General features: G+C 63.5%; 24 protein-coding genes. 13 read left to right on the forward strand and 11 right to left on the reverse strand.

All coding sequences use genetic code 11. The features are described 5' to 3' along the window. Nucleotides 1–438: 438 nt before the first annotated feature. From ACFX4T_RS04585 to ACFX4T_RS04610, 6 genes are all read left to right on the forward strand, one after another. Entirely contained in the window at nt 439–774 is a 336-nt protein-coding gene (locus ACFX4T_RS04585; protein WP_216923697.1) for a CU044_2847 family protein, read from the forward strand. Between the two features lie 90 nt (nt 775–864). Further along, a complete protein-coding gene (acsA, locus tag ACFX4T_RS04590; protein ID WP_377650951.1) occupies nt 865–2,679 on the forward strand; it encodes an acetate--CoA ligase in 1,815 nt (604 codons plus the stop codon). After that, nucleotides 2,676–3,695 carry a pyruvate dehydrogenase (acetyl-transferring) E1 component subunit alpha gene (gene pdhA / locus ACFX4T_RS04595; protein ID WP_377650952.1) on the forward strand — a complete coding sequence of 340 codons (1,020 nt, stop codon included), beginning with the start codon at nt 2,676–2,678 and terminating at the stop codon, nt 3,693–3,695. The genes acsA and pdhA overlap by 4 nt, the downstream gene beginning before the upstream one ends. After that, complete coding sequence (locus tag ACFX4T_RS04600; protein WP_216923700.1) at nt 3,692–4,672, forward strand: alpha-ketoacid dehydrogenase subunit beta; 981 nt, start codon at nt 3,692–3,694, stop codon at nt 4,670–4,672. Before pdhA ends, ACFX4T_RS04600 begins: the two co-directional genes overlap by 4 nt. Beyond that, nucleotides 4,665–6,104, forward strand: coding sequence for a 2-oxo acid dehydrogenase subunit E2 (locus ACFX4T_RS04605; protein WP_377650953.1), 1,440 nt, complete (start codon nt 4,665–4,667; stop codon nt 6,102–6,104). Before ACFX4T_RS04600 ends, ACFX4T_RS04605 begins: the two co-directional genes overlap by 8 nt. Continuing rightward, on the forward strand, nt 6,101–6,343 hold the full coding sequence (locus tag ACFX4T_RS04610; RefSeq protein ID WP_377650954.1) for an acyl carrier protein: 243 nt from the start codon (nt 6,101–6,103) through the stop codon (nt 6,341–6,343). Before ACFX4T_RS04605 ends, ACFX4T_RS04610 begins: the two co-directional genes overlap by 4 nt. A 95-nt stretch (nt 6,344–6,438) precedes the next feature. Here ACFX4T_RS04610 and ACFX4T_RS04615 read toward each other — a convergent pair whose 3' ends face one another. The 4 genes from ACFX4T_RS04615 to ACFX4T_RS04630 all read right to left on the reverse strand — a co-directional run bounded on the left by ACFX4T_RS04615 (nt 6,439) and on the right by ACFX4T_RS04630 (nt 10,088). Then, a complete protein-coding gene (locus ACFX4T_RS04615; RefSeq protein ID WP_377650955.1) occupies nt 6,439–7,197 on the reverse strand; it encodes a maleylpyruvate isomerase family mycothiol-dependent enzyme in 759 nt (252 codons plus the stop codon). Then, nucleotides 7,197–8,033 carry a fumarylacetoacetate hydrolase family protein gene (locus tag ACFX4T_RS04620; RefSeq protein ID WP_377650956.1) on the reverse strand — a complete coding sequence of 279 codons (837 nt, stop codon included), beginning with the start codon at nt 8,031–8,033 and terminating at the stop codon, nt 7,197–7,199. Before ACFX4T_RS04620 ends, ACFX4T_RS04615 begins: the two co-directional genes overlap by 1 nt. After that, entirely contained in the window at nt 8,033–9,169 is a 1,137-nt protein-coding gene (locus ACFX4T_RS04625) for a cupin domain-containing protein (protein ID WP_223949199.1), read from the reverse strand. Before ACFX4T_RS04625 ends, ACFX4T_RS04620 begins: the two co-directional genes overlap by 1 nt. A gap of 112 nt (nt 9,170–9,281) precedes the next feature. Beyond that, nucleotides 9,282–10,088 carry an IclR family transcriptional regulator gene (locus ACFX4T_RS04630; RefSeq protein ID WP_377650957.1) on the reverse strand — a complete coding sequence of 269 codons (807 nt, stop codon included), beginning with the start codon at nt 10,086–10,088 and terminating at the stop codon, nt 9,282–9,284. Between the two features lie 48 nt (nt 10,089–10,136). Here ACFX4T_RS04630 and ACFX4T_RS04635 point away from each other — a divergent pair, with 48 nt between their 5' ends. The 4 genes from ACFX4T_RS04635 (at nt 10,137) to ACFX4T_RS04650 (ending at nt 14,085) form a co-directional block, all read left to right on the forward strand. After that, a complete protein-coding gene (locus tag ACFX4T_RS04635) occupies nt 10,137–11,504 on the forward strand; it encodes an MFS transporter (protein ID WP_377650958.1) in 1,368 nt (455 codons plus the stop codon). After that, nucleotides 11,497–12,756 (forward strand): FAD-dependent oxidoreductase, encoded by a 1,260-nt coding sequence (locus tag ACFX4T_RS04640; protein WP_377650959.1) that lies wholly within the window; start codon nt 11,497–11,499, stop codon nt 12,754–12,756. Before ACFX4T_RS04635 ends, ACFX4T_RS04640 begins: the two co-directional genes overlap by 8 nt. Nucleotides 12,757–12,873: 117 nt before the next feature. Further along, nucleotides 12,874–13,914: an LLM class flavin-dependent oxidoreductase gene (locus tag ACFX4T_RS04645; protein WP_377650960.1), complete on the forward strand. Its 1,041-nt coding sequence runs from the start codon at nt 12,874–12,876 to the stop codon at nt 13,912–13,914. Nucleotides 13,915–13,929: 15 nt separating this feature from the next. Continuing rightward, nucleotides 13,930–14,085 (forward strand): hypothetical protein, encoded by a 156-nt coding sequence (locus ACFX4T_RS04650; RefSeq protein ID WP_377650961.1) that lies wholly within the window; start codon nt 13,930–13,932, stop codon nt 14,083–14,085. On the opposite strand, the gene ACFX4T_RS04655 is transcribed toward ACFX4T_RS04650, so the two are convergent. Beyond that, nucleotides 14,058–15,245 carry an FAD-dependent monooxygenase gene (locus ACFX4T_RS04655; RefSeq protein WP_377650962.1) on the reverse strand — a complete coding sequence of 396 codons (1,188 nt, stop codon included), beginning with the start codon at nt 15,243–15,245 and terminating at the stop codon, nt 14,058–14,060. The two genes, ACFX4T_RS04650 and ACFX4T_RS04655, sit on opposite strands and share 28 nt — an antisense overlap. Nucleotides 15,246–15,402: 157 nt before the next feature. Here ACFX4T_RS04655 and ACFX4T_RS04660 point away from each other — a divergent pair, with 157 nt between their 5' ends. After that, nucleotides 15,403–16,443: an AAA family ATPase gene (locus ACFX4T_RS04660; RefSeq protein ID WP_216923712.1), complete on the forward strand. Its 1,041-nt coding sequence runs from the start codon at nt 15,403–15,405 to the stop codon at nt 16,441–16,443. Between the two features lie 200 nt (nt 16,444–16,643). Here the strand turns inward: ACFX4T_RS04660 and ACFX4T_RS04665 are convergent, their stop codons facing one another. Beyond that, on the reverse strand, nt 16,644–17,477 hold the full coding sequence (locus ACFX4T_RS04665) for an alpha/beta fold hydrolase (protein ID WP_377650963.1): 834 nt from the start codon (nt 17,475–17,477) through the stop codon (nt 16,644–16,646). Between the two features lie 94 nt (nt 17,478–17,571). Between ACFX4T_RS04665 and ACFX4T_RS04670 the strand changes: the two genes are divergently transcribed. After that, nucleotides 17,572–18,135, forward strand: coding sequence for a TetR/AcrR family transcriptional regulator (locus tag ACFX4T_RS04670; protein ID WP_377650964.1), 564 nt, complete (start codon nt 17,572–17,574; stop codon nt 18,133–18,135). Between the two features lie 31 nt (nt 18,136–18,166). On the opposite strand, the gene ACFX4T_RS04675 is transcribed toward ACFX4T_RS04670, so the two are convergent. From ACFX4T_RS04675 to ACFX4T_RS04695, 5 genes are all read right to left on the reverse strand, one after another. After that, complete coding sequence (locus ACFX4T_RS04675; protein ID WP_216923715.1) at nt 18,167–19,009, reverse strand: pyruvate, water dikinase regulatory protein; 843 nt, start codon at nt 19,007–19,009, stop codon at nt 18,167–18,169. After that, entirely contained in the window at nt 19,010–21,409 is a 2,400-nt protein-coding gene (ppsA, locus tag ACFX4T_RS04680; RefSeq protein ID WP_377650965.1) for a phosphoenolpyruvate synthase, read from the reverse strand. A 149-nt stretch (nt 21,410–21,558) separates the two neighbouring features. Next, nucleotides 21,559–22,740, reverse strand: a complete 1,182-nt coding sequence (locus ACFX4T_RS04685; protein ID WP_377650966.1) for an FAD-dependent monooxygenase — start codon at nt 22,738–22,740, stop codon at nt 21,559–21,561. A 111-nt stretch (nt 22,741–22,851) separates the two neighbouring features. Next, the gene (locus ACFX4T_RS04690) at nt 22,852–23,817 is read right to left on the reverse strand and encodes an alpha/beta hydrolase fold domain-containing protein (RefSeq protein ID WP_377650967.1); all 966 of its coding nucleotides are present in this window, start codon (nt 23,815–23,817) and stop codon (nt 22,852–22,854) included. 67 nt (nt 23,818–23,884) lie between these two features. Beyond that, on the reverse strand, nt 23,885–24,286 hold the full coding sequence (locus ACFX4T_RS04695) for a hypothetical protein (protein ID WP_223945816.1): 402 nt from the start codon (nt 24,284–24,286) through the stop codon (nt 23,885–23,887). Between the two features lie 307 nt (nt 24,287–24,593). On the opposite strand from ACFX4T_RS04695, the gene ACFX4T_RS04700 reads away from it, so the two are divergent. Continuing rightward, entirely contained in the window at nt 24,594–25,442 is an 849-nt protein-coding gene (locus tag ACFX4T_RS04700; protein ID WP_377650968.1) for a dihydrodipicolinate synthase family protein, read from the forward strand. Nucleotides 25,443–25,447 lie beyond the last annotated feature (5 nt).

Below are 25,447 nucleotides of genomic sequence, written 5' to 3' on the forward strand. Positions count from 1 at the left end.
CCTCTTTGTGGCGAAGGCCCGGACCGCTGCAGCTGCGAATCCGCCCGCTACCGGGAAAGGTTCTTCAATCGATGAAAATGCTTTCAGAATCCCTTACCAATGCGCTTGAGGAACTCGGCAACAATTCGTGGTGGCCCAAAATCCTGCCAATTCTGTTTCCCAGTACGGAAGCACCCAGCAGCGCTCCGTTCGCCACGCTATTGGGGAAGCCCCCAACGAGACCTCCAGCTTTGCCGTCCCAGGAAGAAGACGCCAGAACCAAGATGTGGGGTCTTTCTCCCCTAGGATGCGGTGTTTATGAAGTGTTGACTGGAACTGCGGGCGCTATGCCCTGGGGCGGAATGTCCAAGGCTTTCTGCGCCAGACAGAAGGGAAATCCAGTGAAGAAGTGGCATCCGTCACAGAAGGCGCAAGTCCCATTAGCGTTGGAAACCTGCCATGACTGAGGTGCTCCGATACGAAGTGGGCTCCGGGACGGTACTCGTTGAGGCTGAGGACAACAGTTACGGGGTGGACCACCCTGCCCGCAACGAACAGGGGGTCCTGAACGTGAGCAGGCGCCTGGAAGATGCACTCGGAAGCGTCCGCCTGGCCGCCCAAGCAGCATTGGATGCCATGTCAGAGTTGAGCCCCGAACTGGTGCAGATTGAATTCGGCGTGAAACTGGCCGGCGACGCGGGTGCACTGATTGCCAAGAGCACGGCGGATGCCCACTTCATCCTGAGGATGTCGTGGACTCCCACGTCCCCGCTGCATACCGAAGAAACCACCTGACAGGGATCAGCGATGCTCGAGCTCGTGGACAGGGCCTACGCCGGCCGGCGGCTGGGACAGCGCCTGGCCAGACGACACGAAGGATGAACCATGACCGCAGGAACCGAACGGCCTATGCGCCGGCCTGTCATTCCCAAGGGCCCTGCTACCTATCGCATGCCTCCCAACCTCGCAGACTACGAAGGCGTTCGGAAGTCCTTCAGATGGGATGAAGCCCGCCGGGCTCTGTCCGGGCTCCCTGGCAGCCGCGGACTGAACATAGCCTACGAGGCAGTGGACCGCCACGCCGCAGGCAGCCGGGCAGGCAGGGAAGCCCTGCGCTTCATCCGGGCCGACGGCAGCACCCGCTCACTCAGCTATGCGGAGCTGGCGCTGCAGACTGGTAGGTTTGCCGCCGTCCTGCGAGATCTTGGCGTAGGCAGGGGCGATCGGGTCTTCTCACTGTTGGGTCGCAGCCCCGAGCTTTACGTCGCCGTCCTGGGCACGTTCAAAAATGCCAGCGTTTTCTGCCCGCTCTTTTCCGCTTTCGGCCCCGAACCTGTCCGGCAAAGGCTGCATCTCGGTGCAGGGCGGGTACTGGTTACCACCAGGGCGCTGTACCGGAAAAAGGTGGCACCAATCCGGGATACTCTTCCCGATCTCCGCTTCATCCTACTGGCCGACGCGGACGGCAATCCTGAACCTGACACACTGGACCTCGCCGCGCTCCTTGCCCAGGCCCCGCCTGACCAGGACATTGTGGCCACGCAGCCCGAGGATATGGCTCTGCTGCACTTCACCAGCGGAACCACCGGCACCCCCAAAGGGGCGATCCACGTCCATGAGGCAGTGGTTGCGCACTACGCCACCGGACTCTACGCCCTGGACCTCCACCCCGAGGACATCTACTGGTGCACAGCCGACCCCGGCTGGGTGACCGGCACCTCGTACGGAATCATCGCTCCGCTGGTGCACGGGGTCACCGTTGTGGTGGACGAGGAGGAATTGGACGTTGACCGGTGGTACCGCATCCTTGCCGAACAGCACGTCACAATCTGGTACACGGCTCCGACGGCGCTGCGGATGCTGATGAAGGCCGGGGCGGAAAGGGCTGCGGGTCATGACTTGTCCGCGCTCCGGTTCATCGCGAGTGTTGGCGAGCCGCTCAACCCCGAAGCCGTGGTGTGGGGACAGGATGTGCTGGGCCTGCCGGTCCACGATAACTGGTGGCAGACCGAGACGGGCGGCATCATGATCGCGAACTTCGCCTCTATGCCCATTCGGCCCGGTTCCATGGGGCGCCCACTGCCCGGGATCGAAGCTGCGCTGGTAGCCAGGGACGGCCAGGGCAAGCCCATCATCGGGAACGGAGCAGCCACACTCGTCACCGAACCTGATGTCATGGGCGAACTGGCGCTACGTCCCGGTTGGCCGTCCATGTTCCGCGGCTACCTGAATGAGGAGGAGAGGTATCGCCGCTGTTTTGCCGGCGGATGGTACCTAACCGGTGATCTGGCAAAACGCGACGACGACGGGTATTTCTGGTTCGTAGGGCGCGGGGATGATGTCATCAAGTCCTCAGGCCACCTGATCGGTCCCTTCGAAGTTGAAAGCTGCCTGATGGAGCACCGGTCAGTGGCCGAGGCCGGAGTGATTGGTATTCCCGATCCTGTGGCAGGGGAAGTCGTGAAAGCATTTGTCGAACTGCGGCCAGGTCACGAACCGTCCGAAGAACTCCGGCTGGAAATCATCGGATTCGCCCGGAAACGCCTGGGTGCCGCCATTGCGCCCCGGCTTGTCGACTTCACCACCAACCTGCCCAAGACCCGCAGCGGTAAGATCCTTCGTCGGCTCCTGAAGGCCCGTGAACTGGGCCTGCCGGAGGGGGACCTGTCTACGCTGGAACAGGCTGGGCCGCGGCCATGAATGACGTGCGGGGTCAGGACATCCCTGATGCAGAGCACGCCCGGCACCTTCTTCGGCAGATGCTGCGAGTGCGCAAGCTTGAGGAAAAGTGCATCGAACTCTACAGTGCTGCCAAGATCCGCGGATTCCTGCACGTGTATATCGGGGAGGAAGCCGTCGCCGCAGGCGTCATTGAAACCCTCGCGCCTGACGACGCCGTGGTGGCCACTTACCGTGAGCATGGCCATGCGCTCCTGCGGGGTGTGTCGGCCCGGGCCATCCTGGCCGAAATGTACGGGTGTCTCGAAGGATGCTGCCGAGGCCGTGGAGGATCCATGCACCTCTTTGACGCAGCCACCCGGTTCTACGGTGGAAACGCGATCGTGGCTGGCGGTCTCCCGCTCGCCGTCGGCCTTGCACTTGCCGACAAAATGGCCGGCCGGCGCCGGGTGACGGCATGCTTCTTTGGTGAAGGCGCCGTCGCGGAAGGGGAGTTCCACGAGAGTCTTAACCTTGCTGCTCTGTGGCAGCTTCCTGTGCTCTTCTGCTGCGAAAACAATCTGTACGCCATGGGCACAGCACTTGTCCGCTCCGAGTCGCAGACGGATATGGCGCTCAAAGCCGCAGGATATGAGATTCCCGCCTGGAGCGTTGACGGGATGGACGTTCTCTCGGTCGAGGAGGCAGCGCGCCGGGCAGTAGATGCGGTGCGCTCCGGCGGCGGGCCGCATTTCCTGGAGCTACGCACCTACCGCTTCCGCGCGCACTCAATGTTCGATCCGGAGCTCTATCGGGAGAAATCGGAGGTGGCGCGTTGGATGGAACGGGACCCGATCCTCCTGCTCCAGAGCGCCATCAAGTCGGCAGGACAGCTGTCGGAGGAGCAGTGGGCGGCACTGCAGGCCGACGTCGACGCGGAGGTGGCCGCCGGTGTCGAATTTGCCGAGGCAGGCACCCTGGAACCGGTGGCGGACCTCCGGCGGTTCGTCTACAGCGAGCGAAGCAGCGACGCCCGGGAAGGCCGGGCGGCACGATGAAAACCACCTACCGGGAAGCGGTCCGCGCAGCCCTCCGTGACGCTTTGCAGCGCGATGAGCGTGTGTTCCTTATGGGCGAGGATGTGGGTCGCTACGGAGGCAGCTTCGCCGTAAGCCTGGGCCTACTGGAAGAATTCGGCCCCGAACGCATCCGCGACACACCCCTATCCGAATCCGGCTTCGTCGGTGCGGGGATCGGGGCAGCCTTGGGCGGCATGCGTCCCGTCGTCGAAATCATGACTGTCAACTTTAGCCTGCTCGCCCTGGACCAGATCATCAATAATGCAGCGACCCTGCTGCACATGTCCGGCGGACAGTTCAACGTACCGGTAGTAATCCGGATGACCACCGGCGCGGGCCGCCAGCTTGGTGCCCAGCATTCCCACAGCCTGGAGGGTTGGTATGCGCACATTCCAGGGCTGCGCATTCTTGCCCCGGCCACCCTGGCCGACGCGCGTGGAATGCTGTGGACCGCACTGCAGGATCCGGACCCGGTGCTGATTTTCGAGCACGGGTCCCTGTACAACGTAGCCGGGGAGCTGGAGGACGACGCCGGACCGGTTGACATCGATAAAGCGGCGGTCCGGCGCCAGGGAACCGGCATCTCGCTCATCACCTACGGCGGCACGCTTCCCGCCGTGTTCGAGGCCGCTGACCGGCTGGCCGGGGAGGGCATCGACGCCGAAGTCATCGACCTGCGCACCCTCCGGCCGCTCGACGACGGGACCATCCTTGGAAGCGTCGGCAAGACCCACCGGGCAGTGGTGGTGGACGAGGGCTGGCGGAGCGGCAGCATCTCCGCCGAGATCGCCGCCAGGATTGGCGACGAGGGCTTCTTCGAACTGGACGCCCCGGTGGGGAGGGTCTGCAGTGAAGAGGTGCCCGTGCCGTACTCCAAACACATGGAGCTGGCCGCGCTACCGTCCGTGGAGCGGATCGTGACTGCCGCACGGAAGGCTGTGGGCGGCCATGGCTGAGTTTCGGATGCCCTCCCTGGGCGCGGACATGGAGCATGGCAAGGTAGTGGAGTGGCTTGTTAAACCGGGCGACTACATCCACAAGGGCGACTTGGTGGCCGCGGTTGACACAGACAAGACCGTCATGGACATCGAGTCATTTGAGGAAGGCGTGCTGGCAGAGTTCCTGGTGGAAATCGGTGACACAGTGAGCGTAGGGACGCCCATCGCCCGGATCACGGCCACGCCGGCGGAACAGATGTCTGCTCCACAGGCGGCGCCCCGGGACCTGGAGGCACTTCCGGCGGTCCGGTTGGCCCCGGCACCGTCGGTGCCCAAAATGGCTTCGCCTCCGACGAGCAAACGCGGCGTCCGTGTTTCGCCGCCGGTCCGGCACCTGGCCCACGCTCTCGGGGTCGATGTTGAATCCGTGCGGGGCAGCGGCCCCAACGGTGAGGTGAGCCGGGCCGACGTCGAAACCGCCGTCAAAGGTCCGGTCAGCGAGATGCCTTCAACTTCTCCCACAGCAGTGGGCGGCGGACCGGCGCGGGAGCAGCGGCTGCGGTCTTCGCCGCTGGCCCGGCGGGTTGCTGCCCAGCTCGGCATTGACTTGAAGGACGTGCAGGGAACCGGGCGCGAGGGCGCCATCACCGAATTGGATGTGCGTCGTGCCTTGGGCATGGCCTCGGGAATGCGGGGGGAGGCATGGGGGCCTGCTCAGGTTCAACCAGTCGAGGCACCAATCGAGGCTGCGCCGCAGAGCGGCCGAAAAGAGCCGGCAGCAGATAAGGCCAGCACTTTGAGGCAGGCAATTGGCTCGCTGATGTCCCGATCGAAGAAGGAAATTCCGCACTACTACCTGGCCGGCACCCTAAATTTGGATACGGCGATGGCATGGATGCAGTCGGAGAACCAACGGCGGTCCGTCTCTGCCCGTTTGGTTCCTTCGGCACTGCTGCTGAAGGCGACCGCACTGGCTGCAACGGAAACGCCGGAGATGAATGGCTATTTCACCCGTGGTGCGTTCCACCCCAGCAGCAGCGTCCATCTAGGTGTCGCAGTGGCGCTGCGCCAAGGCGGCCTTGTGGCTCCCGCCCTGCGTGATGCTGAAATGCTGACCCTCGACGAACTGATGGTTCAGCTGCGCGCCCTCGTCAGCCGAGCCCGGGCAGGCCGGCTGCAGCGGGCCGAGATGGCCGACCCCACCATCACCGTGACCAATCTGGGCGACCTCGGGGTGGAAAGCGTCTACGGCGTGATCTATCCGCCGCAGGTGGCAATGGTGGGATTCGGCAAAATCCTTGAACAGCCGTGGGCACACAACGGAATGCTCGGAGTCCGCCAAGCGGTCACGGCAACGCTCTCGGCAGACCACCGTGTCAGCGACGGACTGCGCGGCGCAAGATTCCTTTCCCGTATTGATGAATTGCTGCAGACACCGGAGGAGCTATGAAAGACCAGGACGCCCGTCAGGCAGTGCAGGCTGCGATCAGACTCGTGGCCCCTGATCTCGAACCAGAGGACCTCGAGGGTCGCGCCAGGCTGCGCCAGGACCTGGAGCTGGACTCACTGGACTTTCTCCGTCTCGTAGAAACCATCGCACAGTCCACCGGCGTCGATATTCCCGAACGCGACTATCCGGCGGTGGCAACGGTTGACGGCCTCGTCAGTTACCTGGTGAACCGCGGCTGATGCAGCAGTGCCTTCCCGAAACAACCCAGGCGGGCATCTTGACGCGATTCCCCGGGAGGCCAGCGTTCCTGGACTCCCGTTTCAGATTGCCCGCCTCAGATCCACTCAGGAGCCGGAGGCGCCGGGCTGACGGATTTGCCTCCACTGCGGGCAAGAACGCCGGCTGCTCCGCGGCCGGCGGCCCAACAGGCGATGTCCGCCAGGGAGCCCCTAATCTCCAGCGGTGAAACAGCCGCAGTATCGCCGAACATCAAGGCGGCGGGTTGGTCCGTCACTTCAACCACCAGGTCCTTGTCGGTGCCGCGCGTCTTCCAAGCTCCGGTGATGTCCTTGAGCAGACGCGCCAGGACAGGGGCCGGAATGTCAGCGAAGCTTGCCCCGTTGTCCAGGTCCACGGCGTGCACCCACACCTCCCGGGTGCGCATCCACACGGTTTCCTCCGCGGGAACCACCCGGCCCTGCACGGTCTTGACCTTGTGGTGCCATAAATCGGCGGCCAGGTCCCGCCATTCGACGTTGAGGTGCACTGCCGAGTGGTCGAACAGGTTCCGCAACGCGATGGGACTCAGCGTGGCGCCGAAGTCGATCTCATGGTTCCGGACCTCCACAGAAGGGTACATCGGCGTTTCCACGCCCGTGGCCGCCCACTCCACCAGCCGTGCGATTGCCCGGGCGTTGTAGCCGACGTGGGCCACGACGTGCCGCCGGGTCCAGCCCGGCAGCAGCGAGGCGCCGTCCAGCTCCGCATCCGTCAGTTCGTTCAGCTTGCGGGCAAAGAACGCCGTCCCACGCCGTGCCTGCAGCAGTCCCTCGAGGAGCACCGGGTCGGTGGTCTGATCGCGCCGTGCAACCATCAGGCTTCCTTGACCACGCGGTTCGTTAGTCGGCCCAGACCCTCGATGGTGGTGACCAGGACCTGGCCTTCCTGCAGGTAGCGCTTGGGATCCTGTGCGTGGCCGACGCCGCCAGGGGTGCCGGTCGCGATCACGTCGCCCGGGTTCAGCGTAATGATCGTGGAGATGTAAGACACCAGGAATTCGGGGGTGAACACCAAATCCGATGTGGGAGTGGACTGCTGGACTTCGCCGTCCACCGCCGAGGTCATCAGCGGGCCGGTGGTGAATTCGTCCTTGGTGACAAGTGCGGGGCCGAACGGGGTGGATTTCTCCCACGTCTTGCCCTGCAGCCACTGGATGGTGCGGAACTGGTAGTCACGCATGGAGACGTCGTTGAGCACAGAGTAGCCAGCGATGTGGTCCGCTGCTTCCGATTCGGGGACACGGCGGCCCGTCTTGCCGATCACGACGGCGAGCTCAGCTTCCCAGTCCACAGTGTCCGATTCCTGCGGCAGGGCAAGGTCGTCGTTGGGCCCGATCAACGATTCGGCGTATTTGGCGAAGAGGGTGGGGTGCTCGGGAACTTCGCGGCCCATCTCCTTGATGTGGTTACGGTAGTTGTGGCCCACGCAGATGATCTTCCCCGGGGCGGGCACGACGGCGGCGAGGTCCGCGCCGTCCAGCGCGTGCGTTGCGCCGTTGGCGGCCCTCGCCGTGGTTTGCCAGGCGGGATCCTGCAGGAGGGCGCCGACGTCGGAAAAGCCCGGGATCTCGGTGAGGGTGTCGCCGTCCTGGCGGACAGCCGTGGTTACTGTCTTGTCCTCAACAGAGGTGCGGAGGGTAAGGAGTCTCATTACTTGGTGTGTCCTTCGATGTAGGTGCGGTTGAAGTTCAGGCGTTCGAAGATGGGGGCGTCGGAGAAGCGGAACAGGTCAAACTCACCATCGACCGAGGCTTCCAGGGACCACTGTGCCCAGGAAGGGACAACGAACAGGTCACCCTTGGCGAGAGTCCGGCGCTCGCCGTCGAGTACCACCGTGCCGGTGCCATCGAAGACCTGCCAGACGCTGGACCCAACTTCGCGGAGTGGCTCGGTGGAAGCTCCGGCGCGGAAGCGGTGGAACTCGGCACGGATGGTGGGCATCACGTCGCCGCCGGTGGTGGGGTTGGTGTAGCGGACGGCGGCGTGGCCCTGTGACACCGTTGCCGGGTGGCCTTCGTCCTCGAGGAGCAGTTGTTCGCGCAGGGCTGCGTCGGTGTGCTCCCAGCGGTACGCGGCGATGGGGGAGTTGGTGGTGTTCTCCAGTCCGGAGAGCGGACGCAGGCCGGGGTGCGCCCACAACCGCTCGGAACGGGAGATATCCGGGGTTGCCTCGTCAGTGACGCGTTCGGTGCCGAACTCGAAGAACCCGGCATCGGTGTAATGCACGAACGGGATGTCCAGGCCGTCGATCCAGGCCATCGGCTGGTCGGTGTCGTTGTGGTGGCCGTGGAAGTTCCAGCCCGGGGTGAGCAGAAAGTCACCGCGGCGCATGGCCACGGGATCGCCGTTCACCACGGTCCACACGCCCTCGCCCTCCACGACGAACCGGAACGCGTTCTGTGAGTGGCGGTGCTCGGGGGCCGTTTCGTGACCTCCGAGGTACTGGATGGCAGCCCAGAGAGTGGGTGTGGCGTACGGGGTGTTGCCCAGGCCCGGGTTGGCCAGTGCAATGGCGCGGCGTTCGCCGCCGCGGCCCACGGGTACCAGATCTCCGGCGCGGGCGGCCAGCGGGTAGAGGTCGTTCCACCTCCACACGTGCGGCACCGCCTTAGGGGACGGGACCATCGGCATGAGATCCGCGATCTCCGTCCACAGCGGGATCAGGTTCTCGCTGTCGAAGTCGCGGTAGAGCTGTTCCAGCTGGGCAGCCTCTTCGGGGGTGGGTTCCGGGACGGACATGCCCTGGGCAACGGACTCGTGCGTGGGGTTATCGGCGCTGATGGACACGGTGGCCTTCTCCTTGCGTGCGGACTGAATACGGCGTGGATTCGACACTAAGGAGTGCGCGGTTGTGATGCCCAACATATTCTGTTGTGCAGAATAAAATGCCGCGGCCGGGTCAGAGCCTGTCTGCGGTGTTTAGCGGGTTGGCGGCGATGTCGATCTCCAGTTGCCGCCGGGTCTCCATCATCACCGCCACCAGGCCGGCGTCGAACAGTCGCCGGAACCGGGCCACGGGGGTGGCCACGCTGATGGCACCCACCACGTTGCCGCGGCCGTTGTGGAGGGCCAAGCCGAAGGCGCTGATGCCTTCCTCGGTTCCTTCGAAGTTGGCGGCGAAGCCGTTGGTCCGGATGGTGTCCAGCTCGCGGAGGAATCCGGGGTATTCATCGTCCGGGATGTTGTCCCCGCCGATTTCGGCGTTGGGGCTGCGGAACAGCTGTTCGAGCATGCCGGGGTCCAGCTCGGCCAGCATTGCCTTGCCGCCCGAGGCTTTGTTTGCGGGCATTACTGTCCCCTGCCGGTCTCCCACGCGCAAGGTGTTGGTGCCCTCTACGGTGTCCAGGAACCGCACCTTCGTGCCCACCCGGATCATGAGGTTTACGGTCTCACTGGTCCGCGAGGACAGCAGCTCCATGTGCGGCCGCGAGATTTCCCGCAGTGGCCCGGTCCAGCTCACGCCCGCGGGCCCGGCACCCATGGCAGGTCCGGGAACGTAGCGGCGTGACTCGTCCTGGACGGCAAATCCGCGGTAAACCAGCATGGCTAGTAGGCGGTGGGCCGTGGACGGCGCCACCTTCAACTCCTCCGCTGCGTCCTTGAGCCGAAGGCTGCCGACGTCGCGTAGCAGCTGCAGGAGCTGCAGGGCATTGTCCACGGCTTCGATGGGGTACGTCGGCAACTTCCGAGCGGGAAGATTCTGCATGACAGAATGTTATAGGTGTCGCCGCACGGTGGCCAGCACAGTGGTGGGATGAATCACATCCCTTCCGCTGCAGCGCCGCAGCGACATGCCTCGACTCCCGCCCCGGCTGGAGCCCGGGCAGGATCTCCCTCCGGCGCAGGCACCCCCCTCGGCGCAGGCACCGGCCCCGCCGCGTTCCCCAAGCGTTCGATAATGGCCGTTCTGGTTTGCTGGCTGCTGGTGGTTTTTGACGGCTACGACCTCATTGTCTACGGCACAGTGCAGGGATCGCTGATCAGTGATACCGGCTGGGGCCTGACCAAGGCCACCGCCGGAACCATCGGCTCCATGGCGTTCGTCGGAATGATGATCGGCGCCATCTTTGCTGGCAGGATGTCCGACTCCTGGGGCCGGCGCCGGACTATCCTCGGCTGTGCCGTGGTGTTCTCCGTTTTCACCATCCTGTGTGCCTTCGCCCCTAACGCCTTCATCTTCGGAGCGCTACGGCTACTGGCCGGCATCGGCCTGGGCGGCCTGGTGCCGTCGGCCAACGCCTTGGTGGCTGAACTCGTGCCGCCCAAGTGGCGGTCCACCATTGCCACGCTGATGATGTCCGGTGTCCCCATCGGCGGATCGATTGCGGCGCTGGCGGGCATCCCGCTTATCCCCGCGTTCGGCTGGCCCGTCATGTTCCTCGTGGGCGTCCTCGCTCTGGTGGTGGTTATCCCGCTCGGCCTGCGCTACCTGCCTGAAACGCTGCCCTCCGAGGCAGGAAAGGCCCCTGATCAGGCTGCGAACAGCAACCAGGCTGCCGGCAAAAAGCCGGTGGGCTTCGGCTCACTGCTCCGCCCGCCGTTCCTTGGCCTCAGCGTGCTGTACGCCTTGGCTACGCTGGCCACCCTGTTCGCCTGGTACGGTCTGGGAACCTGGCTGCCGAACCTCATGCAGCTTGCTGGGTACAACCTCGGCTCCGCCCTGACTTTTGCCCTTGCCCTGAACCTCGGCGCCGTGGCCGGATCGGTGATCACTGCCTGGGCCGGCACCCGCTTCGGGCCGGTTCCGACGGCGATCGCGGCAGCCGCCGTCGCCGCCGCAGGCCTCCTGGTGCTGGTAACCGGGCCGCCGGTCGCCGTCGTCTACCTCATGTTGGTGCTTGCCGGTGTGGGTACGCACGGAACCCAGTGCCTCATCATTGCCGCAGTCGCCAGCCACTACCCGGCACATTTGCGGGGCACTGCGCTGGGCTGGGCCCTGGGTGTAGGCCGCATCGGCGCCGTCGCCGCACCCCAGATTGGGGGACTGCTGCTCGCCGCAGGCCTGGGCGTCAACTCGAACTTCCTGGCATTCGCCGGGGCCGCCGCCGTAGCAGCCATCCTGCTCGGCTTCATCATCACCAAGAATTCAACATCCAAAGCAGTAGGAGAATCACATGTCTAAAGGCGCAGCGACCACCGACGTCCTGATAGTGGGGGGCGGCATGGCCGGCTTGGCCGGCGCCTTGGCCCTGAAGGAAAATGGTGCCCAAGTGACCCTGGTGGAGGTAGCCCCGGCCTTCGGTGAAGTGGGCGCCGGCCTGCAGATGGCACCCAACGCCTCCCGTGTCCTCAAGCGCTGGGGCCTGTTGGAGAAGGCGTTGGAAATCGGCGTTCAGCCCAAACACCTTGTGTTCCGCGACGCCGTTACCGGCGAGGAGCTGACGCGCCAGACGCTGGGTGGCGAATTCGAGGAGCGCTACGGTGCCCCCTACGTGGTGATCCACCGCAGCGACCTGCACCGCATCCTGCTCCAGGCCTGCCAGGAAGCCGGGGTGGAGCTGGTCAATGACGTCCTGGTGCAGAAGGTGGAAACCGGGGGGGACAAGGCGCGCGCATACACCGCTTCGGGCGCTGTCTACCACGCCGACGCCGTCCTGGCCGCCGACGGCCTGAAGTCCACCTTGCGCGCTGGCGTCGCGAACGACGGTCCGGTCTCCTCCGCATACGTCGCCTACCGCGGCACCGTGCCCATCACCCCCGAGACCCCGGCCGCGGACCTTGAGGACGTCATAGTCTACCTCGGCCCCAACTGCCACTTGGTGCAGTACCCGCTGCGCAAGGGTGAACTGCTGAATACTGTGGCGGTCTTCAAGTCCGCTTCCTTCGAACGTGGCGAAGAACAGTACGGCGGGGTGGACGAGCTCGAAGCCGCCTACGCCGACTGCGTCCCGGCCGTACAGGAAGCCTTGAAGAACCTGGCCACCGGCATCCGCTGGCCCATGTATGACCGGGACCCGATCGAAAACTGGGTTGCCGGCCGGATGGCCCTCATCGGCGATGCCGCGCACCCCATGCTGCAGTACCTGGCCCAGGGCGCCTGCCAGGCGCTTGAGGATGCGGCCGTTCTGCAGGATGCGACGCAGGGCCTTGTCTTTACGGAGGAAGGCGTCAACCCCGGTGCGTGGGAGGCAGCGTTTAGCGCGTTCAATGGAGCCCGCGCAGCCCGGACCGCCCGGGTCCAGCGCACCGCCCGGATCTGGGGCGAGTCCTGGCACGTGGACGGGGTGGCCCGGCTACTGCGGAACATGCTGTTCAAGAGCCGCGGCGACAACAACTTCCAGTACAACGACTGGCTGTACGGCCGCAACGAGCCGGGCGTTCCGGCCGAAGTTCCAGCCGGTGCTTCGGCACAGGGAAACCTCGTGGAGGCCTAAGCACCCCAGCGTCAGGCGGGCGTACGACGGCGGGTGGCTCCCGCCGTCGTGCGCCCGCCTTTCCTTTCGGTAAAGGGTGCGGCGGAATAGAACAATAAACTTGAATGTTCAACCACTATGGACTTCGGCATCTTTACCTTCGGTGAGCTATCGCGCAATGAAACAACCGGCAGGGCGTTGTCGCCACACCAGCGGCTTGCAGAAATCATCGAGCTGGCAAAGCTGGCGGACCAGGCGGGCATCAGCTTTCTCGGCCTGGGCGAGCACCACCGCCACGACTTTGCCTTATCGGCGCCCGAGATCGTGCTCGCCGCCATTGCCCGGGAAACCACCAACCTCCGCCTGAGCACCGCCGTGACCGTGCTGTCAACGCAAGATCCAGTGCGGCTTTTCGAGCAGTTCGCTACCCTGGACCTTTTGTCCGGCGGTCGCGCCGAAATCATCGCCGGGCGGGGCGCGTTCATCGAGTCCTACCCATTGTTCGGCTACGACACCTTGGACTACGACGCCCTGTTCGAGGAAAAGCTTCGGCTGTTGCTTGAGCTGCGGGACAACGCCAACCTCAGCTGGCAGGGAACCCTGACCCAAACCATCCCCGGCATGGACATCGCCCCGCGTCCGTTGCAGGAAAAACTCCCGGTCTGGGTGGGCGTGGGCGGCACGCCGGCAAGCTTCGCCCGGGCCGGGCGGCTCGGCCTGCCGCTGTTCGTCGCTTTGTTGTCCGGGCCCGAGAGATTCCGCCGCCTTGTGGAGCTCTACCGGAATACCGCTACCGAAGCCGGGCACGACGCCGCGGCGCTGCCGGTGGGTGCCGGTGGGCATTTCTACGCAGCCCAGACGTCGCAGCAGGCGCGCGATACCTTCTACCCGTACTACCGCGCCTACTTCGAGCAGAACATGCCCCGCGCGGTGGACCACTTCCCGCGTTCCACCTTCGACGACTGGTCCGGACCCGGCGGCGGGCTGCTCGTTGGGAGCCCGCCGCAGGTAGTGGAGAAGTTGCTCGCCATCCATGAGTCCTTGGGGACCACACGGTACGCGGCCCAGGTCGGGTTGGGCGGGCTGCCGTTCGCGGAAACGGCCCGGTCCATCGAGCTCCTCGCCACCGAGATCATGCCCGCGGTCAACCGGGAACTCGGGGTCGCGGCGGCTGCGTGAAAAGCAAGTTCAGCTTTGATCAGCCTGGACGAAGCAGTGGTGTGCGGGACGTTGCCGAGCCTGTACTGTCCTGTGGTGGGGCCGGGCTTAGTCGGGTGCAAACGCGTAGCTGACGCCGAGGCCGAGCTTGGCGCGGTAGCCGCCTACTTCGCGATCCTGCCCACGATCTGACGAGCCACAAGCCTATCGATGCCGGGAAGGTGGGTCGCGCGTATGATCCAGCGGCGCAGGACACGCTGGAGTCTGTTCGCGGGAAGAAACGACGACGCCGCGCGCCGTCCCGCGGCCTGCGCTGCCTCGACTACCGGCCGCCAGCGCCGCTCGAATTCAGCCAGCGCTGGACCAATCCCGGCCGCGGAGTCCACAGGCCCGACGAGATCCCCGAGAAGCGCCGAGCCAGCGATGGCGAGGGAGCCGCCTTGGCCGGCCAGGAGCGAGACCGCTCCGCAGGCGTCCCCGATCAGAACGGCCCTTCCCCTGTGCCAAGCGGGCATGATGACCTGCGCCACGACGTCGTCGTAAGGGTGTTCAGGGCACAGTTCCAGCAGCCTGTCTACGGCGTCGCCCAGACCGGCGAACTCACTACGGAGCCGCTCCCGGGTACCCTGGGGCTGTCTTTCGCTCGTGCCTCCATCGGTGTCACGGTAGACGAGGAAGGTAGCCACTTGGTCGGTGCGCAGGCTGTAGAGCCCTGCCATGCGGTCCAAGGTGTCGGTGAGCACGAAGCGGTTTCGGAAGCGGGAGTTCAGCCCAGGGTCAGTCACTATGAACGCAGCAGCGCGCATACCCAAGGAATGCAGATAATTCTCCTCGAGACCGAACACGTTCGCGCGCACCCCGGAGTGGACGCCATCCGCACCGATGAGGAGATCTGCGGTGGGCAGCGCCTCCGCGGAAGAACCGACGGCCACCCTCGCGCCGTCGTCGTCCGCCCAAGCGCCGGAAAGCTGCGCGCCGTAATGGACCCGGATCCGGTCCCTCGGGACGTCCTCAAGGGAGGCGAGGACGGCACGCTCCATATCAGGGCGCAGCAAGCTCAGTACCTTCTCACCGGCGATCCTGGCGAACTGGTCATAGTCGAGGCTGGCGGTCGGGCGCAGATCGGCATTGACGTACTCCACCGCTTTCACGTGGTAAGCGACGGCGGCCAAACGCGGGTAGAGACCGATTCGTTCTGATGCCTCAACCCCGGGACCGAAGAAATCCATCATGTACCCGTCAGGACGCGGTGCGGGGGATTTCTCAAGCACCTCGACGTCCCAGCCAGCCAAACCCAGTTGACGGGCTGCGACGAGGCCGGCGATGCCCGCTCCGACGATTATGGCCTTCACGTCTTACCCCACTTCGTCGGCTCGGCCCCCGAGGAACCGTCAACGGAACGGAAAGCGCCAGCATCGGCGCGCCGTTGCCTCATTCTTGAGCCTCTCCTTGAAGCTCGTCAAGACAGCGGAGGCCACCCGGCCTTGAATCCGGTACTACAGTGGATGTATGGCTGCCAGCCGCAATCCGCTCGATGAACTGCGCGAAACCATTGGCCATCTGGCCAATCAGCTCAAGCTGTCCGGTTCGGAGCGTGTCGACGACCTCGTGGGTGATCTCATCGGTGCGAAGCCTGGGCCGGCACGGCCGCTGTCCGAGGTGCAGGCCGAGCTCGACTCGTTGGTTGGACTGGAGACCGTGAAGGAACAGGTGCGGGCTCTGGTCGCGCTACTGCAGGTCCAGGCCCGCCGTAAGGCGCATGGCCTGCCCGAGGTGGCTACGTCTCAGCATCTGGTGTTCCTGGGAAACCCGGGTACGGGCAAGACGACGGTGGCGCGGCTTCTGGCGGAGATGTACCGCGCGGTCGGTCTGCTGCAGAAAGGACACTTGGTCGAGGTCGACCGTTCGGGTCTGGTGGGGCAGTACGTCGGGGCGACCGCGATCAAGACGGACCGGGTGATCCGGCGTGCGCTGGACGGTGTCCTGTTCATCGACGAGGCCTACGCGCTGGCCCCGGAGGACGGCCGGATGGACTTCGGCCCGGAGGCGATCGAGGTCCTGCTCAAGCGGATGGAGGACCACCGCCACCGCTTGGTCGTGATTGTGGCGGGGTACCCGCGGCTGATGGAATCCTTCTTGCTCTCCAACCCCGGTCTGCGCTCCCGGTTCGCCCGGGAGATCACGTTCCCGGACTACTCCGTCGATGCACTCCAGACGATCTTCCACCAGATGCTGGCCCAGCACGAGTACACGCTGGAGCCGGGCGCGGATCAGATGCTGCGTCGTATCCTCACTGGGCTCCACGCGGGGGAGGACTCGGGGAACGCGCGCTTCGCCCGCACTTTGTTCGAGCAAGCGCTTAACCGGCAGGCGCTGCGGCTGTCGCGCGACGAGGAACAAAGTCTCGATGCGCTCGATCGTGAGGCCGTCATGACGCTCACCGCGGATGACATCGCCGAGGCCGCGCTGGCCTTGGGAGAGGAGCCGGAGCCGGAGACGGAACCGACGCCGGCACCGGAGCAGTCGCGATGGTGGCGCTGGCTCGTCTGACCGGATCTTGGGTGGCAGGCGGGCTGGATGCCCCGCCGCGCTGGCAATGCTTCCGCGTGTTCGTGGCCGAACCGATTAATACCCAACGCATCCAGCCTGCCGGCGATGAACCCCACCCTGATGAGCGGCGGCAGGTCCCCGCGGTTCCGTGGAACCTTGGGTGACCTGCCGCCGTCGTGCTTTCTAGTCGCTTTGGCGGGCTACTTGGCCAGGAAGCGCAGCAGGACCTCGTTGATTTCGGTGCCGTGCGTCCAGAGCATGCCGTGCGGGGCGTCCTCGATCTCAACGTACTCCGCGGAAGGGAGACGCTTGATGAACTCGCGGCCCGTGGAGTCGATCGGCAGGATGCGGTCGTCGGTGCCGTGAACGATCAGGGAGGGAACGGTGACCCTGTCGATGTCCGCGCGGAAGTCCGTGAGCCATGAATCCACCACGGCGAAAGATGCGTACCAGGAGGAGCCGGCGGCGACGTTCCACGCGTTGCGCAGGGCTTCCTCGCTGAGGCGGTTTCCGAGGAAGTTGTCGGTGTTGAAGAAGTCGTTGTAGAAGTTGGTGAACCAGGCGTAGCGGTCCTCCATGGCGGCGTTGCGGATACCGTCGAAGACCGAGAATGGAACTCCCGTAGGGTTGTCGTCGGTTTGGAGGAGGAAGGGTTCCAGGGAGGCGAGGAAGACTGCCTTGGCGAGGCGGGCTTCGCCGTAGGTACCGATGTAGCGCCCGACTTCGCCGGTGCCCATGGAGAAACCGACCAGGACGACGTCCTGCAGATCCAAGGTTTCCAGGACGGCGTTGAGGTCAGCGGCGAAGGTGTCGTAGTCGTAACCGGTGGTGGGTTTGCTGGACTTGCCGAAACCGCGGCGGTCGTAAGTGATGACCCGGTACCCGGCTTTCAGCAGGGCCGCTGTTTGCTTTTCCCAGGATCCTCCATCGAGGGGATATCCGTGAATCAAGACAACCGGCTTGCCTGCGCCGTGGTCCTCGTAGTAGAGCTCGATGTCAGTGCTGTTCTCTGTGCCGACCTTGATGAAGCCCATGGACTGATCCTTTTCTCGAAGAGGAGAACGATCGTTCTCTCGTTGTTGTTACATCGTATAGAACGATCGTTCTCGGTGCAAGTAGAATGTACGCATGGATATTTCCGATGCCCGGAACCGGATCGTCTCCACAGCCGATGAGCTTTACAACGCGAAGGGAATCCAAGCGGTGGGAATGGATGAACTGCGCACGGCTGCCGGTGTTTCCCTCAAGAAGCTCTACCAGGAGTTTCCGTCGAAGGGGAGCATCGTCATGGCCGTCCTCGAGCGACGCCATCAATCATGGACCGAAGGCCTGGATGCTACAGTCCGCCGCGCTCCGACACCGCGTGAGCAACTGCTCGCCATCTTCGACTACCTCGGGCAGTGGTTCTGTCAGTCCACGTTCCGGGGGTGTGGGTTCATCAACAGTTTCGCCGAGCTCGGCGCGATCAGTCCCGAGGTGGCTGAGTATGCGCGCAAGCACAAGGAATCGTTCCAGGAATACGTCGCCTCCCTCGCTGCCGGGGCTGGAGCGCCTGGATATCTCGCGCCGCAACTGGCAATCCTTGCCGAGGGGGCGCAAACAACAGCTGCCATCGCAGGTACCCCGAACGCTGCCACTCAGGCGCGGCAAGCCGCAGAAGTGCTGATCGACGCGGCCCTGAACACGAAATAGACCGGCGGGGGCATCAGACCGCTCAGGGCGTCTAGTGGTGCAACTCCATCCGTTGCAGGACGGTGGCGGATATTTCTTCCACTGACATGGATGCGGAGTTCACGTAGGGGATGTTGTTTGCCCTGTACATGTCTTCGGCGTTGCGCAGTTCGAAGCTGCATTGGTTCAGTGATGCGTAGTTGCTGCCGGGGCGCCGTTCCTGGCGGATCTGGCTGAGCCGGACGGGCTGGGACGTGAGACCGAAGCATTTGCTCGCGAAGGGAAGCAGAGGTTTGGGCAGGGTCATCGTGTCGAAGTCTTCTTCGACCAGGGGGAAGTTGGCGGCGAGGATGCCGTGCTGCAGTGCCAAGTACATAGTTGTGGGAGTTTTCCCGCAGCGGGATGGGGCGATCAGGATCAGTTCGGCGCGTTCGAGCGCGCGGAGCGATTGGCCGTCGTCGTGCTCGATGGCGTATTCGACGGCGGCCATGCGCGATTGGTAGCGCACCGCATCGCCCACACCGTGCGCCTGACCGGGCTTGCCATTGGCGGCCGTGCCCAGGGCTTGCTCGAGTTGGCCGATGTGCGCACCGAATAGGTCGAAGAACTGCCCGCGGCTTTGGGACAGGACAGCACGGATATCCTGTCCGACGGTCGTGGAGAAGATGATCGGTTGAGGACCGGCAGCCGCGACGTGGTCGATAAGCGCGACAACGTCGCGGGCTTGTTCCACAGTGGTGATGAACGGGATGGTGCGCCGTTCCAGTCGCTGGCCGGGGAACTGTGTGAGCAGGGTATTGCCAAGGGTTTCGGCGGTAATCCCGGTGCTGTCGGAGAGGAAGAAGACCGTGGGGGCGGGCGAAGCGCCCGCCCCCACGATGTGGTGTTCTGCCATTTAGACGGCGGCGCTGGTGGTACGGGCCAGTCGCAGCCACGTCTCGGTCACCGCGTCAGGGTTCAGTGAGATCGAGCTGATGCCCTGTGCCAGCAGCCATTCGGCAAAGTCCGGGTGATCACTCGGGCCTTGGCCACAGATGCCGACGTACCGGCCCTTGGCGCGGCAAGCGGCGATCGCCATCTCCAAGAGCTTGGTAACGGCCGGGTTCCGTTCATCAAAGCCTTCAGCAACCAAGGCGGAGTCACGGTCCAGGCCCAGCGTCAGCTGGGTCAGGTCGTTGGAACCGATCGAGAACCCGTCGAAGTACTCGAGGAACTCGTCCGCGAGGAGCGCATTGGCTGGGAGCTCGCACATCATCACGATCTCCAGCCCGTCCTCGCCCCGGCGCAGCCCGTTCTCTGCAAGCAAATCGATGACGCCGCGGGCCTCGTCCAAGGTCCGCACGAACGGGACCATGAGTTTGATGTTGCTCAGTCCCATTTCGTTGCGCACGTACTTCAGTGCTTCACATTCGAGTTCAAAGGCCTGCCGGAAGGATGCCGAGAGGTACCGGGAGGCGCCACGGTACCCAATCATGGGGTTCTCTTCCTCCGGTTCGAACGCCGGACCACCCAGGAGGTTGGCGTACTCGTTGGACTTGAAGTCCGAAAGCCGGATGATCACCGGTTCAGGCGCGAAGGCGGCCGCGATGGTCGAGATGCCCTCGGCCAACCGCCGGACGTAGTAATCCCGGGGCCCATCATAGGCGGCGGTTTTCTCCTGGATTTGCCGCACGGTGTAATCATCCAAGGTTGCCGGGCGCTCAATCTCGCCGGCCACTGCCAGCAGGGCGTTGGGGTGGACGCCGATCTGCCGGTTGATGATGAACTCCAGCCGTGCCAACCCGACACCATGGTTCGGAAGCTTGGCGAAACTGAACGCCTGTTCCGGGGTGCCCACGTTCATCATGATCTTCACTGGAGCTTCCGGCATGGTCTCCAGGCTGGTCTCCTGGAGCGTGTACTCCAGCAGCCCCTCGTACACGAGCCCGGCTTCACCCTCTGCGCAGGACACTGTGACGGGGGTGCCGTCTTTGAGGATCTGGGAAGCGTAGCCCGTACCGACAACGGCCGGGATGCCCAGCTCGCGCGCGATGATCGCCGCGTGGCAGGTCCGTCCGCCGCGGTCCGTGACGATCGCGGCGGCCTTCTTCATGATCGGTTCCCAGTCCGGGTCCGTCATGTTCGCCACAAGGACATCGCCCTCCTGGAAGGATGCCATCTGGTCAATGGAGGACAGGACCCGTACCTGCCCGGCGCCGATCCGCTGACCGATCGCGCGGCCCTCCACCAGGACAGTCGATCGCTCCGCCAAGGTGTACCGGGAAGTGGTCCCCGCAACTTTGCGGGACTCGACCGTTTCAGGGCGGGCTTGCAGGATGTAGAGCTCTCCGTCCACACCGTCTTTGCCCCACTCAATGTCCATCGGCCGGCCATAATGGGCCTCGATAGCCAGCGCGTGGCGGGCGAGCTGCTCAACCTCCGCATCAGTCAGGCTGAACCGGTTCCTGAGGTCCTTCGGGACCGGGACGAAGTCAACTGTCCGGCCAACCTCTTCGGATTCGGTGTAGATCATCTGGATGGCCTTGTCCCCAAGGCCACGCTTGAGCACGCCCGGACGCCCAGCAGCCAGGGCCGGCTTGTGGACATAGAACTCATCAGGGTTCACGGCTCCCTGGACCACTGCCTCGCCGAGGCCGTACGAAGACGTAATGAAGACCGCATCGTTGAAGCCGGTCTCGGTATCCATGGTGAACATCACCCCGGATGCGCCGACGTCGGAACGCACCATCCGCTGCACACCGGCCGAAAGCGCCACTTCCGAATGCGTGAAGCCGTGATGCACCCGGTACGCGATCGCCCGGTCGTTGTAGAGCGACGCAAAGACATCCTTGATCGCGTGCAGGATGTTCTCGATCCCGCGGATGTTCAGGAACGTCTCCTGCTGCCCGGCGAAAGAAGCATCCGGCAGGTCCTCGGCCGTGGCACTGGAACGTACCGCCCACGACACATCCCCGCCATGCTCCTCGGTCAGGCGCTGATACGCGGTCCGGATTTCCTCTTCGAAACCGGCCGGGAACGGCGTGACACGGATCAGGTCCCGGATCTTCTGGCCAACCGTGGCCAAAGCGGTCACATCGCCGCTGTCCAAGCCGTCAAGGATACTTTCAATACGGGCGTCCAAGCCGGACTCACTCAGGAAACGCCGGTAAGCGTCTGCGGTGGTGGCGAAACCGTCCGGAACCTTCACCCCGGCAGAGGCGAGATTCCGGACCATTTCCCCGAGTGATGCATTTTTGCCGCCAACCTGGTCAAGGTCGGACAAGCCAAGCTCAGAAAACCAAAGAACGTTAGTCATAAATTGTGTCCTCCATTGGGCACGCTCTGACAAGCGCTAAAAAACTAGGTCATGCAAGGATCTAGTGCGCAGGTACCAGATGCAAACAAATGTGATGGGTGCAACATTCATCCGGTGTAACGGAAAGTCACTGTCCATCCGATGACCAGTTAGTGACGCAAGGAGTTCAGCGGAAACCGGCTGTTGCGTTCGTTGATCTTGTTCTGGCTTTCAGGAACCATGAAATCTCGGGCTTCGATGACACCCTCCTGTGCCTTCCTGACTACGGGAAGCAGCCGGGACTCATATCGTGTGAACGCGACGGACGGCTCGTGATTTGAGGCGTCCAGCTCCTCGGCAAGGATTGAGGCTCCCAGCATGGCCAGGGAGGTTCCCCTGCCCGAGAACAAAGAAGCGGCATGTGCGGCATCGCCGACCAGAACGATCCGGCCCTGTGACCAGCCGGACATGCGGACTTGGCTCACTGAGTCGAAATAGATGTCCGGAGCATCGCGTACTGCGTCCAAAAGGAAGGGAATGTGCCATCCGGTTTCATTCCGGAAGGCTCGGGTCAACAAGTCCCGTTGTGCAGCCATGTCGCGGTAGTCGTACTCGGTTTCAGGAGCGCGGAATGCGAACACGCCATAGGCACGATCGCCGTAGTCGTTGATGCCTACCATGCTGCCGGGACAGTTATACGTCCGGCTTTCGTTGACGATGCCCAGAGCGCCGCTCGGTAGGTCAACAATCGCGTAGTAGACGCCGAGGTGTTTGCGGTAAAGGTGTTCGGGTCCGTGAACCAACTTTCGAACAGACGAATGAATACCGTCTGCGCCGACGACTATGTTGAAGTTTGCCGAAGAGCCGCCAGCGAAGCCAACTTCTACACCTTGCCCAGTCTGGCTCAGAGCCACTGGCCAGTCGCGGTAGACGAACTTTGTGTCGCTCCCAATCCTCGCGTGGAGGATGTTGATAAGGGCTTCCCGTGAGATCTCGACGTCGTCCGGGGAGTCGTTCGCCATTTCCAGCGGCAGCTCAGCCACGGCATGTCCACTGGCATCTACAAAAGTTGTAAACACCGGGCGCTCATCACTGGAGACTTTGTTCCTCCGGATGGCGTCGAGGATGCCCATCTTGTCCGCTACAGCGAGAGCTTCACCCCTGACATCGATGGGCGTGCCGACAAGGCGCAGTTGAGGCGCCCTCTCGACGACGGTTACCAGATAGCCGATATCCGTAAGCTGTGCAGCAGCGGAAAGTCCGGCCATGCTTGCGCCCACGACAAGTGCCGTACGTTTGGAGCTTTGCGTCCGCGTCGGTTCAATGCGGGAGGAGTTTGTAAGGTTCGGCATCAGTGCCTCTCAGGGTCTACTGGAACAGTGGTTCGCTGGTGGAAATGGCATGTGACTGAGCATGAGCTCTGTCGTAGTTGGTCTTCAGGATTGGATTCCAATGTGCCCGAACTAGTCGTTCGAACTGTGGTTTGCCCAACACATGCGCAAGAACGTGATCGCTTGGCCCACCGCTTCGGCTTCCGCGAACACGCTGTCCCCGTGGTCAGCACCAGCGACAGTAATGAGTGTTGACGAGCGCCCGAGCCCCAGAAGACTACGGTGGAAGCGTAGGCTCTGTCCGAAACCCACCCGGTGATCTTTGTCCCCGTGCATGAAAAGGAACGGGGGAGTGGTCCCTTGGCCTGCAGCCAGCACTGCCGGACTGGTCAGCGCGGCCCGCTCCCGATCGGTTGAGGGGTCGAAACCAAGGAACTGCCTCACGATCCGGGCTAGTGCGTCCATCTCCGACTCATCGTTCTCGAACGCGTCCTCCCGCAGTGCCAGGAAGTCGGAGATCCCGTAGTGGTTGACTACGCCAGCAACCCGTGCCGTTGCGGAAATCGATGCCCCTGTAGTCCGGCCAACGGCAGAATCGCCTGTAACCGCCACCATCGATGCCAAATATGCGCCTGCCGAGCTTCCCCACAGAGCCAAGGAGTCGGGGTCGAGGTTGAACTTTTCTGCGTTGAACCGGGTCCAGCGGACAGCTTCGCGTATGTCCTCGATCGGTTCAGGAAAGCGGGCTTCACCGGACAATCGGTAGGAGACTGAGACGACCGCTATCCCCGCCGCGGGCAGAGACAACCAAGGCCCCATCTCCTTGATACCTCCCAGGAAACTTCCTCCGTGTACATAGATGACTGCGGGGTATGGACCGTTGCCGCGGGCAGGAAGGTGAACGTCCAACAGCAACGGCCGCCAGCGCAGCGGAGCAGCGTACTGAACGTTCATGTAGCTGACTGTTTGGTCGAGCAGATGCTGCGGACTTGGCGTGAGCAACGCAGCCGGAGCCAGCTGATCGTAGTCGAACGCCGGCATGAGTGTTGATACGTGTTCATCGGTTACATCAACCGGTGAAGTGTCGTTGGGGAGCATCCTGCTTTCCTTCTAATTACTGTACGAACCATGACGCGGCTTCCAAGGACTTCCCTGTCTTGGAGAGTCAGTACCTGTTGCGTAGATCGGTGACGTTCCCCAAGTCGTTCGAGACTGTCGGAAGGTCGGTTTCACTGGGTGACTTTTCGCTGATGAGCTCCACTATGTAGTGCGTTGTTGGGTGATCGTCGAGGCTCCGTACGCGATGGGGAACGAGCGGTCCGGAGGAGCCCACGGTCTTGAATGCGACATATCCCGGCTGAGCAACCTGCTCCAAGGACCAGTCATCGTCGCCAAGTTCCTGGCCCTGGACGTGTCCGGCTTCCGGCCAAAGAATCACGTGGTCATGAAAATGCTGGTGGTAGTCAAACATCCCGTTGGCGGGGATGGTCATGGACCACACGCGTACGCGGTCGTTCTCGAAAATGAGCCTGTCACCGGGGGTAGGAGGAAAAGTAGCCTGGGTCATGATTCTCCCTGGATTTATCCGCTCCCTGACGAGGGATCCAAGACTGATGCGCCTCTAACGTCAAAGATTGGATGTAAATGTGTAGAATTGGATCCGATCTGATGTGATGAATATGGCACGTTCACCGCTGTTCGTCAAGATGATCCCGAAAGTTCACCCTTCACAGGGGGCAGCGACCTGCGAACTCATCAGGCAGGTACTTGTCACCCTCTCTACTACTCCCATTGGATGGTCCTCCATGAGCTCGTTCCCGATCCCAGCCCCTCGTACGCCCGCGGAAACTGAACCTTCGATGCAACTGTGGGGAATGGTTGCCACACCCTTTCTTCCCGGGGGTGCCGTGGATGAATCATCCCTTCGCACACTGGCTCGGACACTGTTGGATCGGGGGTGCACATCGCTGGTTTGCCTGGGTGTACTTGCCGAACCGGCAAGCCTGTCTGCGACGGAGAAGATCGAGGTGCTTGCCGCCGTCTCCGAGGAAGCCGGTTCCGCGCCTGTGGTGGCCACGGTAATGAGTCTGGACCGCACGGCAGCAGTGGAGGAGGCCCGGGAATTTACGGACACTCTCGAAGGCAGGATTTCGGCGATCATGGTCCCGGTGTCACATAGCGACGGCCACACCTTCAGGGAGAACCTCCGAGCGGTGCATGCTGCGAGCGGCCTGCCCCTCATCATCCAGGACCTGCCAAAGGCCACGGGTGTACGAATTGAGACCGCCGCACTCATCAAGGCGGTTGACGGTCTGGAATTTGTGCAGGCCATTAAATGTGAAGCGGAGCCAACTTTCGAGCGGATCCGGCACCTGGCGTCCAGGGTCAATTGTCGCCTCGTTGGCGGGTTCGGGGGCATCGGCCTCGTTGATGACCTGCGAGCAGGCGCCACCGGCATGGCGGCGGGGATTACCCGTCCAGAAGTGCTGGCGCAGGCCATACACCAATGGCAATCAGGCGATGAGCGCGGAGCTTCGAGCCTTATCGCCGGAATCTCCGGCCTGATCAACCTGGAAACGCAGCAGGGGCCGAGCATTGCGATCAGGAAAGAGCACTGGCGCCGCCAGGGCGTCATCGAGCATGCAGGCGTTCGGCCGCCGACCATCCCGTGGTCGGCGGCCTTCGATGCCCATAGCCGATTCTATGGATTCAACCAAGCGTGACTGCG

The organism is Paenarthrobacter sp. YIM B13468, assembly GCF_042788025.1.
In the GTDB taxonomy this organism is placed as follows: domain Bacteria; phylum Actinomycetota; class Actinomycetes; order Actinomycetales; family Micrococcaceae; genus Arthrobacter; species Arthrobacter aromaticivorans.